We start from the raw sequence: 15,153 nt of genomic DNA, 5'->3' as shown, positions 1-15,153 counted from the left end.
GAAACCGTCTCAATATATTTTTTTGACAAACATGTGACAACTCGCTGCACCCCGCGTCCCGATTGACGGCGTGTGTCCGCCTCATCATCATTATGAGCAATAAACAATTGCCCTGCCGACACCCACGTGGCATTGCCGCCGATAGCATCTGCGACTATATGAGAAGCATTAAAACAGGAAGCCAACGTCATGACAAACGCCCTTAAAGATATGCTTGAGAACCGGGACTGGATATTGGCAGACGGCGCTACCGGAACAACCCTGTTCAATATGGGTCTGTCTTCCGGGGACGCACCTGAGATGTGGAATGTTGATGAACCCAAGAAGATACACGCGCTCTACAAGGGTGCCGTTGATGCAGGCAGCGATCTTTTTCTGACAAATACGTTTGGCGGAAATGCCTCCAGGCTGAAACTACACGACGCACAGAACCGCGTTGCAGAGCTTAATCGCGCCGCTGTCGAAATCGCACGCGATGTCGCAGACACGGCTGGGCGTCCGGTTATTGTTGCAGGTTCGGTGGGCCCCACCGGCGAAATCATGGTTCCAATGGGGTCTCTTACGTTCGATGACGCTGTCGAAATGTTTCACGAACAGGCCGAGGCCCTTAAGGATGGCGGTGCCGACATTCTGTGGGCTGAAACCATGTCTTCGTCTGACGAATATAAAGCAGCGGCAAAAGCCTTTGCACTTGCGGGAATGCACTGGTGTGGCACCATGAGCTTTGACACCGCTGGCCGCACCATGATGGGTGTCACTTCTGCCGATATGGTCGATATGGTGAACAAACTTGAGAATGGTCCGCTTGCCTTCGGTGCAAACTGCGGTGTGGGGGCCTCTGATTTGCTGCGGACCGTGCTTGGGTTCGTTGCACAAGGCACAGAAACCCCGGTGATTGCTAAAGGAAATGCCGGCATTCCAAAATACGTTGATGGCCATATCCACTATGACGGCACACCCGACCTCATGGCGGATTATGCTATTTTGGCACGGGATTGCGGTGCAACGATTATCGGTGGATGTTGCGGCACGACGACAGAACATCTGCGCAGTATGCGCAACGCACTGGAAAGCCAGGAAAAAGGCCCAAGACCATCGTTGGAGCGAATTACCGACGCATTGGGTGGCTTCTCTTCTGCTTCGGACGGAACGGATGATGACGCGCCAAAACCACGGGTGACGCGCCGCAGCAGGCGCGCCTGAAGGCGCACAGGTCGGTTCAAGCTCTGGCAATGTCGCAATCCGCCAAGTGCTTAGGACACATTTCAACGATTTAATGTATAAGACTTACGCGCACGGCGCCTGATTCAGGGAAGCTACCTATGGACGAAGAAGACGACATCATCCTTTCGGAATTGCCCGATGACGAACTTACACTGCAAATGCATGACGATCTTTACGACGGCATGAAGGAAGAGATTGACGAAGGCGTCAATATCTTGCTTGGCCGCGGATGGGCACCTTACCGCGTTCTGACAGAGGCTCTTGTTGCGGGCATGACAATCGTCGGCAAAGATTTCCGTGACGGAATTCTTTTTGTGCCTGAGGTTCTGCTGGCTGCAAACGCTATGAAATCCGGCATGTCGATCCTGAAACCACTGCTGGCTGAAACCGGCGCGCCACGTGTTGGCAAAATGGTTATTGGCACTGTTAAAGGCGACATCCACGATATCGGCAAAAACCTTGTTGGTATGATGATGGAAGGTGCAGGATTTGAAGTTCAGGATCTGGGCATCAACAACTCGGTCGAAAAATACCTTGAAGCACTGGAAACCGAAGAGCCTGATATCCTTGGTATGTCGGCCCTTCTGACAACCACAATGCCTTACATGAAAGTGGTGATCGACACGCTGGTCGAAAAAGGTATGCGCGACGACTATATCGTTCTGGTTGGCGGTGCACCCCTAAACGAAGAGTTCGGCAAAGCCATTGGCGCAGACGCATACTGCCGTGACGCGGCCGTCGCGGTTGAGACAGCCAAGGAATTCATGGACCGCAAGCACAATCAACTGGCCGCGGGCTGAATTTCTGACAATGCAATTCGAGGCCCCGATGCGAACAGCATGCGGGGCCTTTTCTTTTTCTGCTGCGCGCCCCACATTGTAGGTCGAACAGGGAGGGTAAAATGCCGCTGGATAAACTTGTGTTGATCATTATCTGCGTAATCGTTGCGGCGGGTCTGACCATTTGGCTCGGCGTGCTGTTTGTTGCCGCCCTGGAAAACCCGCAGATCGGATTCGTTGCAATTCTTCCGGTCGCATTGATCGGCTATATCGTCTGGCGTGTGATCGCAGAGCGTATGAAGAACAAAGAGGATGATCACTATGACCGCATTGAAAAGTGAATTCCTTGCCGTAACGACAGAGGCTATTCTTGGTCGCGAAACTGTGAGCGCGCTTGGCCTTGTCAAAGGATCTACTGTGCGTGCTAAACATTTGGGGTCAGACATCATCGCAAGCCTTCGCAATCTGGTTGGCGGTGAAGTGCGGGAGTACAATCAATTGCTCGCGGCGGCCCGCGAAGAGGCCTATGACCGGATGCTTGCCAATGCCCGGGAACTGGGCGCAGATGCGATTGTCGGGGTGCGTATGCAAACATCAACGATACAGCAAGCAGCGTCAGAAGTTGTGTTTTATGGAACGGCAGTTAAACTGAAATGAAACTGGACGATAACATTCTGACAGAGCAAGGGCTGGCAAGTGCAGCGCAAACCGGGCGTGTTTTGCTGCTGGCCTGTGGGGCGCTCGCGCATGAGATATTGGCCTTAAAACGCGCGAACGGCTGGAACCACATGGACCTGACCTGTCTTCCTGCGAAATTTCATCTTTACCCGGATAAAATCCCGGCTGCCGTTGAAGAAGCCGTTCTAAAGAACCGCGACGACTATGAACAAATTTTCGTGGTCTACGCTGATTGTGGCACCGGTGGCCTGTTGCAGGCGAAATGCGCCGAACTCGGTGTTGAAATGGTCGAAGGTCCGCATTGTTATTCATTTTTTGAGGGAAATGACGCTTTTTCCGAAATCGCGGATGAAGAATTTACAGCTTTCTACCTCACGGATTTTCTGGTGCGTCAGTTCGATGCCTTTGTCTGGAAACCCATGGGGCTGGACAGACATCCAGAGCTTCGGGACATGTATTTCGGTAACTACACAAAGCTGGTTTATCAGGCACAGACCAATGTTCCTGCTCTGGACGAAAAAGCCCGTGAATGCGCGGAACGGTTAGGGCTTGACTATGAACGCCGCTTTACCGGTTACGGCGATCTGGAATCGACCCTTAAGACACTTTCCTAAGGCCTGCGTCAGACCATTTCTGACTGCGCAATTTTGCGAATGCGTTCAACCATTGCACGCAACCCGTTTGAACGTTGTGCCGAAAGATGATCATTCAACCCAAGCTGACCAAGACTTTCGGCCGCATCGACCTGCATGACCTCTTTCACTGTTAACCCGTTGTACAGCGCCGCAAGAACAGCAATCAGACCGCGCACGATCATCGCGTCGCTATCGCCGTTGAACCTGAAGATCGCGTCAGCACCCTGCCCTTCGAGATGAGGCATGATCCAGACTTGGCTGGCACAGCCATCGACCTTTGTCGCAGGCACCTGAAACGCAGCATCCAATGGCTCCATATCGCGGCCAAGTTCTATGACATAGCGATACCGGTCTTCCCAATCATCCAGAAATTCAAAATTCTCGGCAATCTCTGTAAATGCTTCTGTCGACACCGCTCGCTCCCCTTTTGGTCTTTCATTCACCTAGGCGCGATAAGGGAAAAGGTCCAGAGGCATCAAGATACCTTTTCAAATGCTGCGCTTTGGGCTAACCCCATGACAAGGCAAAAGGGATCTGTGAATATGAAAAAGCCCATTACCATTCTTCTGGTTTCAGCGATCTTGCTTTCCGGATGTTCCAGAGTACGCGAATCAAGGATGAACCCGTTCAACTGGTTTGGACAGGGTGAACGGCGGCAAGCGGCTGCAGTCGTTACTCCGGCACAGCAACTTGCGATCGAGCAAGGCAACCTGATTGCCGAAGTCACTGATCTACGGATTGACCCGGCCCCCGGTGGCGCAATTGTTCGTGCGACCGGTCTTGCGTTAACGCAGGGCTACTACAACGCACAATTGGTTGCCCAAAATAAAGGTCGCCCTGTGGATGGGGTCATAACCTATTTTTTCAGAGCAGAACCGCCAGACGGGCGTGAACCTGTTTCTACCCCACAATCGCGTCAGATTGTTGTGGCGAAGTTTATTTCGAACTCGAAACTTGAAACTATCCAGCAAATTCAGGTTTTGGGCGCTCAAAGCTCGCTTGTCAGCCGCCGCTGAGCAAACCATTAAAGCGTGACGATCTTAACTTGGTTGCCTTTGGCGGCCAGCGCAATTTCACCGTTGCAAAGCCTGAGCGCATCCGCGCCAAAAACTTCGTTCCGCCATCCGCGCAATGCGGGCACGTTACGCCCGCCCGCAGCGATCACATCAAGGTCGGCAACAGGCGCCACAAGTTTTTGCGCGACCCCCACGTTTTCAGCCTTCGCTTTCAAGAGAACACGCAAAAGATCTGACAGGGCGGGATTAACCTGCAGTTTTTCCTGCCCGTTCTTAACTTTCGGATAGTTCGCAGGGTCCGTCTCAAGGCCAGCTTTGACCGCTTTCAAGATACCCTCTGCGATATCGCCGCGCCGCGCTTCGCGCAAAAGCAGGCGTGATCTGCTCAGGTCTTGTTCGTTTACCGGTTTGGTCGAAGCAAGCTCAAGCATCGCGTCGTCTTTATAAACCCGATTTCGGGGAATATTGCGGGTTTGGGCATAGATTTCACGGAACTTTGCAAGTTCGCGCACCACGGCCAAAAATTTACCTGAATTCGTCCGGGTCTTTGCCCGCCGCCATGCCTCGGACGGCTCGACGATGTAGGTCGCCGGTGTCGTCAAAACCTCAAGTTCTTCTTCGACCCACGCGTGCCGGCCCGTCTTTGCCAGCTCAGCGGAAAGGTGTTCATAAATACCGCGCAGATGGGTCACATCTGCCAAAGCATAGGTCTTTTGCGCATCGGTCAGCGGACGACGTGACCAATCAGTAAACCTCGATGTCTTATCAAGAGGTAGCCGCGAGATCTTTCGTACAAGCGTTTCATAGCCGACCTGTTCGCCAAAGCCGCAAACCATTGCCGCAACCTGCGTATCAAACAGAGGCTTGGGAAAGACGCCACCTTCGATAAAGAAAATCTCCAGATCTTGCCGTGCCGCGTGAAACACTTTGACAATGCTCTCGTCGCGAAACAGATCGTAGAGCGGCTCCAGCGACAACCCATCAACCAATGGGTCAAGCAAAACAGCATCTTCTATGGCATCACTTGGAAGGGCAAGCTGAACGAGGCAGAGCTTGGAATAATAGGTTCGCTCTCTCAAAAACTCTGTGTCTACCGTGACATAAGGTTTGCCTTTGGCGCGTTCGCGGAACGCTGCCAGTTCTTCGGTCGTGGTAAGAGTGATCATTCAGGCCCGTTTCTTTTTCTTCTCGTCGCCTTAGCGTGCCCGCCTGTTCTAAAATATATCCGGGGCAATGAAAAGGGTCAGCGCTTTTCACGATTTCAGATAGACTGGCGTGCGGTCACCCGCAGCAAAGCGGCGCAGGACAGCAGGGTACAGGCGGTGTTCCATCGGCAACACCCGGGCCGCCAATGTATCGGCTGTGTCTCCCGGCAAAATCGGCACCTGCGCTTGGCCCAGGATCGGTCCATCGTCCAATGCTGCAGTCACCTCGTGCACACTGCATCCCGCCATCTTATCACCCGCCCGCAAAGCGCGGGCATGGGTATTCAATCCTTTATATTTAGGAAGCAAAGACGGATGAATATTCAGCATGCGTCCTTCCCAACGGGAAATAAACTCTGCGGTCAAGATTCGCATAAACCCTGCAAGGCAAATCAGGTCAGCATCTGCATTTTCAAGTTCTGTCTTTAGCAAAGCCTCAAACCCGGCGCGATCATCGCCAAAGGGTTTGTGGTCAATTGCCGCCGTCGCGATTCCCATAGCGCTGGCTTTTGCGAGGCCGCCCGCTTCGGTGTCATTCGACAAAACCAGTACGGGGCGCGCAGGATGGTCACCAACCATGCTTTCGGCAAGTGACACCATGTTGGAGCCGCCGCCGGAAATAAGTATCGCGATCCTTTTGTTCACAGAAGCTTGCCTGAGTAACGCACGCCGTCGCCTGCGCTGACATGGCCGAGACGGAAGACCGTCTCACCCTCAGCGCTCAGCAACGCACTCAGTTCTTCCGCGCGATCTTCGGCGACTGAAAGAACCATACCAATGCCTGCATTGAAGGTTTTCAACAATTCAGCCTGCTCCATTCCGGATGTTTCCGCCAACCAACGGAAAACAGGAGGGATCTCCCAGACATTAAGGTTTAGATCAGCGCCAAGCCCCTGTGGCAGAACCCGTGGCAGATTTTCAGTCAACCCGCCCCCAGTAATATGGGCGAGCGCATGAACTCCCCCTGCCCGCACGGCTGCAAGCGCCTGTTTCACGTAAAGCCGTGTTGGTGCGAGCAAGGCAGCCCCAAGCGCGCCATCAGCAAAGGGGCAATCATCGTCCCACCCAAGGCCCGAAATCTCAACGACCTTACGTACCAGTGAATACCCGTTGGAATGAACTCCGTCAGAGGCAAGACCAAGCAAAACATCGCCTTCAACAACGCCTGCGGGCAGATCGCCACCACGTTCCATCGCGCCCACGGCAAATCCGGCAAGGTCAAAGTCGCCATCGTGATACATGCCCGGCATCTCTGCCGTCTCTCCGCCAATCAGCGCGCAGCCTGACAGCGCGCAGCCCTCGGCAATGCCTTCGATAATAGTGGTCGCTGCGTCAAGTTCCAGCTTACCGGTTGCAAAGTAATCCAGAAAGAAAAGCGGCTCTGCCCCCTGACACACAAGGTCATTCACGCACATAGCGACAAGGTCGATCCCGATTGTCTCAAAACGGCCCGTGTCAATTGCAATCCGCAGTTTGGTGCCCACGCCATCAGTGGCACCAACCAAAATCGGGTCGCTGTACCCTGCCGCCTTAAGATCAAACAGCGCACCAAAACCACCCAGCCCGCTCATCACGCCTGCGCGTGCCGTCCGCTTTGCTGCTGGCTTGATCCGATCAACAAGCGCATTCCCTGCATCAATGTCGACACCCGCATCCGCGTATGTCAGGCCGTTCTTGCCAGAGGTCATTGGGCAGCTCCTTCGTTAAAAACTTCGCACAGGCTTTAACGTAAGGCTTTGCCAAAGGGAACCGCCGAAAGTGGCCGCGCGCGGCAAATCAAGATGCATACGAGCAACCAGAATATCGTCGGCCGCGACCATATCCAGCATCCGCTTGCGTGTAGCGCGCGCCATATCAGCATCTACATCAAAGGTGATCGTCCAATCCGGGTAATCCAGTTGCAGCTTGGTTGCATGCACCACATCACCCCAAATCAAAAGCTGCTGCCCCTGCGAATGCACACCCAGATGACCTGGCGTGTGGCCCGACAACCGCCTCTATCTTGTCTACCCGCACAGGCATGCGCTGAATACACGCGCGCAGATAATGATCCGTTCAGTTTGCCAAACTCTGGCCCGGATTGAAGGGATTCAACTCGTCCCTTCATTTGGCAACATTGAACATCTTGACCCCCCGACATCATCTGATAGGGATGGCGGCACGGTCGGGCCTGTAGCTCAATTGGTTAGAGCAGAGCGCTCATAACGCTTTGGTTGGGGGTTCGAGTCCCTCCGGGCCTACCAGACAGTCATGTGCTGTCAGCCGTCCTTCCCCGTCTCAGAATAAGTACGGCGAATCCCGTGGGTTACGCGGCAGAAATCCGCTGCGAGCCGAACGGATTGGAGCAGAGACCTTGGTTTTCAATGGTTTCGGGGCTTTGCAGCACAAACGTCTCTGCAAACGTCCAAACCGATTGAAAGTCGCATTTTTAGGCTCGTTTAGCTGCAATGGGCGCGAGCGATTCAGGCAAGCAGACGGTGCTGATCGTCCCAAAGAAACGGCAGTTGGCCCACCCGCCGAAGGCTCGTGGCGGTCAGATCAAGCGATTGCCGCCCATCCAGAATCGCCTCGATTAGATCAGGAGACAAAAACGCAAGCGGAATGGATCGAGAGACGTCGCCGGGGCTGGCACCAGCAGCAATTGCGATCTCCGAGATGCTCATCGGGCTTTCCTGTTGCGTGTAAGCGGCAAACCAACGGCGTGCATCAAGGATGGTATTGATGAGTGTGGGATCGGGTGTGCCGCGATTACTGCCTGCCCCCTGCAGAATCAGTTTCAGTTCCGAACCTCGGCGTTTCAGTTGGATCGGCGTAGATAGCTCGACAGTGAAGAGATCTGCATCCTCAGACAAAATCCGATCGACTAATGCGGGGGCCAGTTCAATCTGAGCACAAAGTGCCTTTTCTGTCAGTTCGACCTGTCTCACAATCACCCTCAGCAATTGCCGTCCCGACTTGAAGCGTGGATCGCAGAGTTCATCGCGGATGCCATTCAGACTTTCCATTACGCCTGCAACCTCTTCCGCGTCTACCTTGCCATCGATCAGGATGCTGATTGCGTCGGGTTGGCTGAGATGGCCCAGGATTGCCGTCGCCAGTGCGGCCTCGATCTCTTCCGCTGGGATACGCCAACCACGTGCGCCGACCTCTACGCTACTATCGATAAGACCCGGGCTGACGTAATAGCGGTACCTACACCCCTTCTTCGTAGTGTGAACTGGCCGCATGCGTTTGCCATTTGGATCGAAGAGCTTGCCTGCCAGCGGGCTTGGATTACGTGCACGGCTTCGACTTTGATGCGACCGACGGTTGTCTGCCAACATCGCCTGAACCCTTTCCCATGTCTCGTCGGCGATGATTGCATTGTGCTGACCGTCATAAACCTTGTCGCGATGGCGGATCTTTCCGACCACCACCGGGTTCGAGAGCATCGAATATAGTTTTCCCTTTGAGAAGGCGCAGCCTCCACTTGTACGGTCCGAACGGCTGATCCGGATGGGTGTCAGGTATCCTCTCTCGACAAGCTCCGCCTGCAGCCTACGCACCGATCTGAGAGCCAGATAGCGATCAAATATGTGCCGCACGACATCCGCCTCTTCAGGAACCACGACAAGCTGTCGTTTCTCGGGCCGGTAGCCAATCGGTGGTGTGCCACCCATCCAAATGCCCCTGGCTTTTGAGGCGGCGATCTTGTCCCGGATGCGTTCCGCCGTCACTTCACGCTCGAACTGGGCGAACGACAGCAAGACATTCAGCGTCAGTCGCCCCATACTCGTCGTAGTGTTGAAGGCTTGCGTGACCGAGACGAAGGAGACATCTGCCGCATCAAAGATCGCCACGATGCGAGCGAAGTCTGCCAGCGCGCGGGTAAGACGGTCGACTTTGTAGACAACGACAGTGTCAACCGCCCCGGCTTCAATGTCCGCGAGCAAACGGGCAAGCGCGGGTCGTTCCATAGAGCCGCCCGAGAAGCCGCCGTCGTCATAGAGCGCTGGCAATTCAGCCCAGCCCTCATGGCGCTGGCTCGTGATGAACGCCGAACAGGCCTCCCGCTGTGCGTCCAGAGAGTTGAAGTCCTGCTCCAGCCCTTCTTCGGTAGATTTACGCGTGTAGATCGCGCAACGCAGTACACGGGTCATCAGCGTGCGCCCTACCCGTCTCGAAGTCCGAAGAACTTCGGTCCATTACGACTAACCCCCGTAATGGCTTTTGCGACCGCTGAAAGCGATCCGTATTCCTTTCTTCGCCACAAATAACCTTTCTCGGTCACATGTACCTCGTGTCGTTCTCCGCGCCAGTCACGGATTAACCAGGTTCCGGGACCTGGCCGCGCCGCCGCCGTGAGGTCCGCCGCTGAACAATATGGTCCGCGTAAACTTTCACCACTGCGCACCTCAAGCGCTGCTAATCGTCGCGCGAGCTCAGGACGAAAACCACCCAATAGACCGGCCTGCCACTTCCAGGCGATCCCGAGCATCATGAAGCGCTTTCTCGCTGCTTTTGGTGCAGGGTATTTCCAGACCCGCTTCCAAGTCACTCGGAGAGCCTCGTTATCGAGATCAGCAAGCATCACGATAGTCTCTTTGAGGTTCGCAAGCTCAGGGACCAGCAGTTCCTCTCTCCTCTCGTCAGTTGCCGTCACCTTGGTACAACCTGCAACATGGAGACATTTCGACCGACCTGGGCCCGCTTGAAGCGTAACCTTTTTGAACTCGGTCACTTTTCCGCCTCCACGCCACCCGCCTGCGGAGACACCCGACTAGACGAAATTCGATACCGTACAGGCTTGCCACCCGGACCCAACTTTTTCTGAATGTCATAGCCGTCCTTGCGAAGCCCGGTCATTGCAGCCCGCACAGAGTGCGGCTGCCACCCTAGTTTGTCGTTCAGTCGAGCGATATCAGCGCCGTTCTTTCCACCCAACAACCGGATCAGTTCCTGCTTTTTGGTGTTACGCCCCGTGGTTCTGTCCTCGCTTTTACCTCCGCGAGTTCCGCGAGGGGCTTCAGACGCTTTATCGGTCAGGAAATTGTTTTGTTTTATATCAGTCATTTAATGCCTCCATTGGTTGTGCGCAGGATGATATCAATCCTGGTACTGACCAAAGCCCGGAGGTCCGGGAGCACGTGCCGGGTTGAGTCGGCGTGCATGTACACTCACGCTCTCTTCAAAGCACAAGTCCAGTGGAAATTGGCAAATAGATGTGGCACCAGATCGTTGTGAACGCCCTAAAGCGGCCGTTCCTGCTCTTCGCGGCGATCGGCGGCTTTGAGCCCTATGCGGACTCAGTTTTCTCTATCTTAAACCTAATGCAAGATTGTCGGACCGGAACCGATACTAAATTTCGGTCAAGCGGGATTGCGTGCGGTTATAACCCATGATGAGGTGGGTGCCCAAATGCCATTTTCGTCCCGTTCTTGGTTCTCAAAGAAGCTACGCATCTCACTCTCGATCTCAGGGCGCTTGGCCTCGGCAAGCTTCTCTCCTGCCTCTCTGAAGACCTCTCCACCTGGGCCGATTGCCAACGCAAATTCGATGCATTCTTCCGGGGTTGTCCCAACCATGATCTTTTCGTCCACGCGAGTGAAAGTGACGTCCTCGTAACCTGCGCTCTTCATCATGAGGCCCACCATCTCCTGATTGCCCATCGAAAAGGGACCAGGTCCACAGGTATCAGCGTCTTCACCCGGAGCCGGAAGGTGTCGAAGGGTAATGTTCTTTGCTTCCTGCCATGCCGGATTGTCTTCACGTCGACGCCAGACAATATGTGTCATTTGTCCGCCCGGTTTGAGTGCCACACGCATACGTCGCAATGCAGCTACCGGATTTGTGAAGAACATCGTGCCAAAACGCGCAACCACATAGTCAAACTCATTCTCTGGTAGAGCGACCTCGGCATCGCCGCGGGAGAACTCGGCGTTCAATAGTCCTCCTGCTGCGGCGTCTTTCCTACCCTCGTCCAAGAACGCGTCGACGCAATCAATGCCGACAACTCGACCCTTTGGTCCAACAATCTCAGCCACTTGGAGCGACATGTCTCCCCATCCGCAGCCGACATCCAGCACTGACATTCCTTCTTTGATGGGCAAATTTGGGATCACTGCCGCGGAATGGCGTGACAACCCACCCTGTAAGATGTGCCGGTACTTTGTGAATTTGGGTTCCAGAACCGTGTTCCAGAATTTCACAAAATCTGTGTCGTCTTTATTGTCCAAAGTCATGCGGTACTCTCCTCTTTGTGTGAACAGTATCACAGACATGGTAGCTTCCCCAATCGCCATGAAATTTCTCTGCTTCGACCATTTGGAACGGCGCTTCACTGGAGAAAATCTCTCTTGCTCGGAGTTCGCTCTGTCCCGCACAAAAGTCATTCGACACCCGTGTAGCGAACCGCAGGTCGGGATCGGTTAAAGCACTTGAAGTATTGAGGTAAACGCCTTTTTTCGTGACGCCATTGCCATTCTAGTGTTTGTTGGTGGCCTAAATTTGGGGGTGTTGAAATGACGAGCGACGTTACAGTAGTGGGATTGGGGGCGATGGGAACTGCGCTGGCGCGCGCTCTTTTGGCAGCCGGGCGCGAAGTGACAGTCTGGAACCGCACGGCTGAAAAGATGCAGCCACTGGTGGACCGGGGAGCGCGGCCAGCATCCGACCTCAGCGAGGCGATTGCTGCCAGTCCGCGGTCGGTAATCTGTCTTATGAACTATTCAACCACAAACAGTCTGTTTGAATCATCGCAGGTTTCAAACGCAGTAGTCGGGCGCAACATTGTTCAACTCGGCACATCCACCCCTCAGGAATCTGAGGACAGCCAAACAAAGTTCAATGATTGGGGCGCAGGTTACATTGATGGAACCATTATGTGTTGGCCCGGAAACATCGGGACACCCACTAGCCGGATCGCGGTCGCCGGGTCAAAATCCGCCTTCGCGGATTGCGAAACCGATCTTGGGATTTTGGCGGGTGACTTGCGATACTTGGGTTCGAATGCCCGTGCGGCGGCAACATTTGAGCTTGCATTTCTGTCGCGCCTTCTTGGCATCATTTTCGGGTCAATTCACGGCGCGCTGGTTTGTGAAGCCGAAGGGGTGCCCGTATCGGAATTCACCTCTATCCTGCCGCCGGGTGACAGGGCGATTCCGCTAACCGAAACGATCCAAGCCGGCTCCTTCGACAGGATTTCCAAAGGCGGCGCGTCGGTTGATGTGGCTGGAGAGGCAGTCACTGGCCTGTATAATCACGCGGTTTCTGTTGGCATCAACAGCGAACTCCCGGCATTGATGCGCGAATGGGTCAAGAGAGCACAAGCCGCCGGATACGGAAAACAGGAAACTGCAGCGGTCATTAAAACGCTCCGGCAAAACAACTGATTGTTCATTGCCCGATTACAGCAAGCATAGGTTGGTTGGAAATCGCCAGCAAAACGTCCTTGGTTTTGCAATGTTCCCGTTGGGCAACGAACGGAAATAAAGTCCCGCTTCTCGGTCGTTGGAAAATCTCGCAACGAAGGTCTCAAATAAGCCCTCTTACGGAATGCTGCGCTTTCAACGAAACACGGCAAGATGCTGGAAGCGGGCACCTTCAAATGCGAGCACGACCCCCCTGTCGTTCAACAGAGGGTCATAGTCGCACCGGAAGCTTTCGTAATGCAGCCGTTCGTGCACAGCGCTTTAAGCCCAGTATACGTCCACTTCAGATTACAAATCTGGACGTGTTCAACTTTCAGGGTGGGCTTCCTGACCTGATGTCACGGCTTCTTCCCGAAAAACTTGGGTGCGGTCCTGCGTTTGGTTTTGGGTGGCTTGAGGCAATGATACACCTATCCGTCTAGCCAAATTGGGTTGGACCACGCGCGCTTTCCCGTCCGGTCTACAATTGTAACGCGAACCCAGGGTGAATTTCTCAGACGTGCCAAAGACAGACTTTCTCTTGTCATGGCCTTACCATGCAAAGTTGCCGTTGATGTACCCTTACCCTGAACCACGATGGTCGCCGCCGCCGTGCAATCGACTTCGATACAATCGCTAGTGAAGCGGATATCGTGAATTTCGGGTCCCGTGCTGGAGTAATACGTGCCAGCCTTTAATGCCGCTAAAAGGGCTTCGGAGGTGTTTTCCCTGGTCTTGACCATAACCCAGCCACCAAAATGGTCCGGTGTATTGAAATGGGCGTCATCAGCGGCGATCAGGTTCAGACGACGCTCCTGATTCAAGAGATGTTCCAGTATCAGGAATCCTTCACCACGATCATTGTCGACGACACAACCGTGATTATAGGTTTCCACCGCATGCGCCGCTGTGACGGAAAGGGCATCGGCTTGCGACATGCCAGACCAATGCGGGTGCGCAATGGCCACGAATGCGCCTGCGTCTCGTGCGCGTTGCGCGATGCTTGCAGCGGTTTCAGAACCATCAACAGATTGAAAGTGTGGTGCATGCGGCGGTGGGAAATCTAGGGGAAGACCGATGCCCAAAAGGTGCCACAAATTGCCATTTCCCATAACACCAGTATGCAGCTCCGCCCCAATTATCGTCGTGAATTGGGAGTTACGAAAATCCGTGGTGTCAGTGATCGGATAATCGAACAGCCCCACGAAATGATCCGTCAGGGCGATGAAATCATAGCCTTCCGCCTGATATCTGCTGCAGACCTCTTGCGGGGAATAAAGCCCATCTGATCCGGTGGAATGGGTGTGTAGATTTCCGCGATGAAACCTACCGGGGGTGGTGAAAAAGCTGGTTGGCATGGAACAGACTTTCAACTGGTTTATGTGTGGTCAACTCGTGTTGGAGAAAGGGACATACACCACGAGCAGGAGATTTGAGCCATTCAGTATCTTTTGTATCTGGTTATTCTATCGGTGCGAAAAAGGCCTCATTCCGGTTGGTAACTTCCGCCCATAGCCGGTCGCCATAGGAAAAATGCCACCATTCATCTGGATAATTAATCATGCCGACGCCGTGCATCGCGGTGACGAGCATATCGCGGTTTTTGCGAATTTCAGGCGAGACAGGCCAATTGGTCGGCGCGATGCCTGTGAGCCCTTTCATGAGCCCTCCAAAATCCAGTTCTGTACGGTCCACGCGCGCCAGTTTCAGATCAACTGCCGCACCTGCCTGATGTCCGCTCCCAAAGCCATCGGGAGGAGAAACCCAGCGTGACGCTTCAATATAGGCCTGCGTTTCGCTCCAGCTTGGGTTGTTCTGGGTAATGCTGGCAAAAACCGGTTTCCACAATTCCCATTGCCGCGCGCGTGAACGGAACGCCTCAAACACCATAAGGCACAAGCCTTCAGGTAAAGCTTCGGAACACGCGATGACCTTATCGCGGACGACACGTCTTATCCGCCAATCGTTAGTTTCCAATGGATTAAGGAGCAAACGATCCGTCTCGACAAATGTCACCAAATCAACGGGGTTTTCGCATTCTGTTACTGTGATCATGTTGTTTGATCCTTTGGCCTGCACATCACGCGTAAAGCGGTTACAAAATCTGACTGAGGAACATTTTGGTGCGCTCGTGTTGCGGATTGTCGAAAAACTCGATCGGGCCACTTTGCTCGACGATGTCGCCCTCATCCATAAATATCACCTGATCGGCGATGGTCCGCGCGAAG

The 15,153-nt window shown here is 54.1% G+C and carries 18 protein-coding genes, 1 tRNA gene and 1 pseudogene; 8 read left to right on the top strand and 12 right to left on the bottom strand.

Annotated elements, in window-relative coordinates; all coding sequences use genetic code 11:
* Positions 1–189 precede the first annotated feature (189 nt).
* The 5 genes from bmt to J4E70_RS17345 all read left to right on the top strand — a co-directional run bounded on the left by bmt (position 190) and on the right by J4E70_RS17345 (position 3,295).
* Positions 190–1,203, top strand: coding sequence for a betaine--homocysteine S-methyltransferase (gene bmt / locus J4E70_RS17365; RefSeq protein WP_213890924.1), 1,014 nt, complete (start codon positions 190–192; stop codon positions 1,201–1,203).
* A gap of 119 nt (positions 1,204–1,322) precedes the next feature.
* Positions 1,323–2,024 (top strand): corrinoid protein, encoded by a 702-nt coding sequence (locus J4E70_RS17360; protein ID WP_213890923.1) that lies wholly within the window; start codon positions 1,323–1,325, stop codon positions 2,022–2,024.
* Between the two features lie 101 nt (positions 2,025–2,125).
* A complete protein-coding gene (locus tag J4E70_RS17355; RefSeq protein WP_213890922.1) occupies positions 2,126–2,344 on the top strand; it encodes a hypothetical protein in 219 nt (72 codons plus the stop codon).
* Complete coding sequence (locus J4E70_RS17350; protein ID WP_213890921.1) at positions 2,325–2,660, top strand: YbjQ family protein; 336 nt, start codon at positions 2,325–2,327, stop codon at positions 2,658–2,660. Before J4E70_RS17355 ends, J4E70_RS17350 begins: the two co-directional genes overlap by 20 nt.
* The gene (locus tag J4E70_RS17345; protein ID WP_213890920.1) at positions 2,657–3,295 is read left to right on the top strand and encodes a DUF1638 domain-containing protein; all 639 of its coding nucleotides are present in this window, start codon (positions 2,657–2,659) and stop codon (positions 3,293–3,295) included. Before J4E70_RS17350 ends, J4E70_RS17345 begins: the two co-directional genes overlap by 4 nt.
* 8 nt (positions 3,296–3,303) lie before the next feature.
* Here J4E70_RS17345 and J4E70_RS17340 read toward each other — a convergent pair whose 3' ends face one another.
* A complete protein-coding gene (locus J4E70_RS17340) occupies positions 3,304–3,729 on the bottom strand; it encodes a SufE family protein (protein WP_213890919.1) in 426 nt (141 codons plus the stop codon).
* Between the two features lie 129 nt (positions 3,730–3,858).
* On the opposite strand from J4E70_RS17340, the gene J4E70_RS17335 reads away from it, so the two are divergent.
* Positions 3,859–4,332, top strand: a complete 474-nt coding sequence (locus tag J4E70_RS17335) for a hypothetical protein (protein ID WP_213890918.1) — start codon at positions 3,859–3,861, stop codon at positions 4,330–4,332.
* An 8-nt stretch (positions 4,333–4,340) separates the two neighbouring features.
* On the opposite strand, the gene rnd is transcribed toward J4E70_RS17335, so the two are convergent.
* The 4 genes from rnd to J4E70_RS17315 all read right to left on the bottom strand — a co-directional run bounded on the left by rnd (position 4,341) and on the right by J4E70_RS17315 (position 7,528).
* The gene (gene rnd, locus J4E70_RS17330; RefSeq protein ID WP_213890917.1) at positions 4,341–5,498 is read right to left on the bottom strand and encodes a ribonuclease D; all 1,158 of its coding nucleotides are present in this window, start codon (positions 5,496–5,498) and stop codon (positions 4,341–4,343) included.
* An 87-nt stretch (positions 5,499–5,585) separates the two neighbouring features.
* Positions 5,586–6,182 (bottom strand): phosphoribosylglycinamide formyltransferase, encoded by a 597-nt coding sequence (gene purN / locus J4E70_RS17325; RefSeq protein WP_213890916.1) that lies wholly within the window; start codon positions 6,180–6,182, stop codon positions 5,586–5,588.
* Positions 6,179–7,225, bottom strand: a complete 1,047-nt coding sequence (gene purM / locus J4E70_RS17320; protein WP_213890915.1) for a phosphoribosylformylglycinamidine cyclo-ligase — start codon at positions 7,223–7,225, stop codon at positions 6,179–6,181. Before purM ends, purN begins: the two co-directional genes overlap by 4 nt.
* Before the next feature lie 15 nt (positions 7,226–7,240).
* Complete coding sequence (locus tag J4E70_RS17315; RefSeq protein ID WP_213890914.1) at positions 7,241–7,528, bottom strand: MBL fold metallo-hydrolase; 288 nt, start codon at positions 7,526–7,528, stop codon at positions 7,241–7,243.
* Between the two features lie 175 nt (positions 7,529–7,703).
* Here J4E70_RS17315 and J4E70_RS17310 point away from each other — a divergent pair.
* A tRNA-Ile gene (locus J4E70_RS17310) sits at positions 7,704–7,780 on the top strand.
* A 219-nt stretch (positions 7,781–7,999) separates the two neighbouring features.
* Here the strand turns inward: J4E70_RS17310 and J4E70_RS17305 are convergent.
* From J4E70_RS17305 to J4E70_RS17290, 4 genes are all read right to left on the bottom strand, one after another.
* Entirely contained in the window at positions 8,000–9,676 is a 1,677-nt protein-coding gene (locus J4E70_RS17305; protein WP_213890913.1) for a recombinase family protein, read from the bottom strand.
* An 11-nt stretch (positions 9,677–9,687) separates the two neighbouring features.
* Positions 9,688–10,257, bottom strand: a complete 570-nt coding sequence (locus J4E70_RS17300) for a DUF2924 domain-containing protein (RefSeq protein ID WP_213890912.1) — start codon at positions 10,255–10,257, stop codon at positions 9,688–9,690.
* Positions 10,254–10,589: a DUF3489 domain-containing protein gene (locus tag J4E70_RS17295; protein ID WP_213890911.1), complete on the bottom strand. Its 336-nt coding sequence runs from the start codon at positions 10,587–10,589 to the stop codon at positions 10,254–10,256. Before J4E70_RS17295 ends, J4E70_RS17300 begins: the two co-directional genes overlap by 4 nt.
* A gap of 296 nt (positions 10,590–10,885) precedes the next feature.
* Entirely contained in the window at positions 10,886–11,758 is an 873-nt protein-coding gene (locus tag J4E70_RS17290) for a class I SAM-dependent methyltransferase (RefSeq protein WP_213890910.1), read from the bottom strand.
* Between the two features lie 279 nt (positions 11,759–12,037).
* Between J4E70_RS17290 and J4E70_RS17285 the strand changes: the two genes are divergently transcribed.
* Complete coding sequence (locus J4E70_RS17285; RefSeq protein ID WP_213890909.1) at positions 12,038–12,907, top strand: NAD(P)-dependent oxidoreductase; 870 nt, start codon at positions 12,038–12,040, stop codon at positions 12,905–12,907.
* Between the two features lie 449 nt (positions 12,908–13,356).
* Here the strand turns inward: J4E70_RS17285 and J4E70_RS17280 are convergent, their stop codons facing one another.
* The 3 genes and pseudogenes from J4E70_RS17280 to J4E70_RS19425 form a co-directional block, all read right to left on the bottom strand.
* Entirely contained in the window at positions 13,357–14,283 is a 927-nt protein-coding gene (locus J4E70_RS17280; protein WP_213890908.1) for a PHP domain-containing protein, read from the bottom strand.
* Positions 14,284–14,386: 103 nt separating this feature from the next.
* Entirely contained in the window at positions 14,387–14,980 is a 594-nt protein-coding gene (locus J4E70_RS17275; protein WP_213890907.1) for a M15 family metallopeptidase, read from the bottom strand.
* A gap of 40 nt (positions 14,981–15,020) precedes the next feature.
* A pseudogene (locus J4E70_RS19425) lies at positions 15,021–15,153 on the bottom strand (amino acid ABC transporter ATP-binding protein); the annotation flags it as partial.

It is taken from the genome of Pseudohalocynthiibacter aestuariivivens (assembly GCF_018457175.1).
In the GTDB taxonomy this organism is placed as follows: domain Bacteria; phylum Pseudomonadota; class Alphaproteobacteria; order Rhodobacterales; family Rhodobacteraceae; genus Pseudohalocynthiibacter; species Pseudohalocynthiibacter aestuariivivens.
The sequence above is the reverse complement of the archived record's forward strand: the minus strand, read 5'-3'. Positions and strand labels throughout refer to the sequence as shown.

What these genes read in the sequence shown, in the direction of transcription:
- bmt (WP_213890924.1), top strand. Translation starts at nt 190, where the DNA reads ATGACAAACGCCCTTAAAGATATGCTTGAGAACCGGGACTGGATATTG.
- J4E70_RS17360 (WP_213890923.1), top strand. Translation starts at nt 1,323, where the DNA reads ATGGACGAAGAAGACGACATCATCCTTTCGGAATTGCCCGATGACGAA.
- J4E70_RS17355 (WP_213890922.1), top strand. Translation starts at nt 2,126, where the DNA reads ATGCCGCTGGATAAACTTGTGTTGATCATTATCTGCGTAATCGTTGCG.
- J4E70_RS17350 (WP_213890921.1), top strand. Translation starts at nt 2,325, where the DNA reads ATGACCGCATTGAAAAGTGAATTCCTTGCCGTAACGACAGAGGCTATT.
- J4E70_RS17345 (WP_213890920.1), top strand. Translation starts at nt 2,657, where the DNA reads ATGAAACTGGACGATAACATTCTGACAGAGCAAGGGCTGGCAAGTGCA.
- J4E70_RS17335 (WP_213890918.1), top strand. Translation starts at nt 3,859, where the DNA reads ATGAAAAAGCCCATTACCATTCTTCTGGTTTCAGCGATCTTGCTTTCC.
- rnd (WP_213890917.1), bottom strand. Translation starts at nt 5,498, where the DNA reads ATGATCACTCTTACCACGACCGAAGAACTGGCAGCGTTCCGCGAACGC.
- purM (WP_213890915.1), bottom strand. Translation starts at nt 7,225, where the DNA reads ATGACCTCTGGCAAGAACGGCCTGACATACGCGGATGCGGGTGTCGAC.
- J4E70_RS17305 (WP_213890913.1), bottom strand. Translation starts at nt 9,676, where the DNA reads ATGACCCGTGTACTGCGTTGCGCGATCTACACGCGTAAATCTACCGAA.
- J4E70_RS17295 (WP_213890911.1), bottom strand. Translation starts at nt 10,589, where the DNA reads ATGACTGATATAAAACAAAACAATTTCCTGACCGATAAAGCGTCTGAA.
- J4E70_RS17290 (WP_213890910.1), bottom strand. Translation starts at nt 11,758, where the DNA reads ATGACTTTGGACAATAAAGACGACACAGATTTTGTGAAATTCTGGAAC.
- J4E70_RS17285 (WP_213890909.1), top strand. Translation starts at nt 12,038, where the DNA reads ATGACGAGCGACGTTACAGTAGTGGGATTGGGGGCGATGGGAACTGCG.
- J4E70_RS17280 (WP_213890908.1), bottom strand. Translation starts at nt 14,283, where the DNA reads ATGCCAACCAGCTTTTTCACCACCCCCGGTAGGTTTCATCGCGGAAAT.
- J4E70_RS17275 (WP_213890907.1), bottom strand. Translation starts at nt 14,980, where the DNA reads ATGATCACAGTAACAGAATGCGAAAACCCCGTTGATTTGGTGACATTT.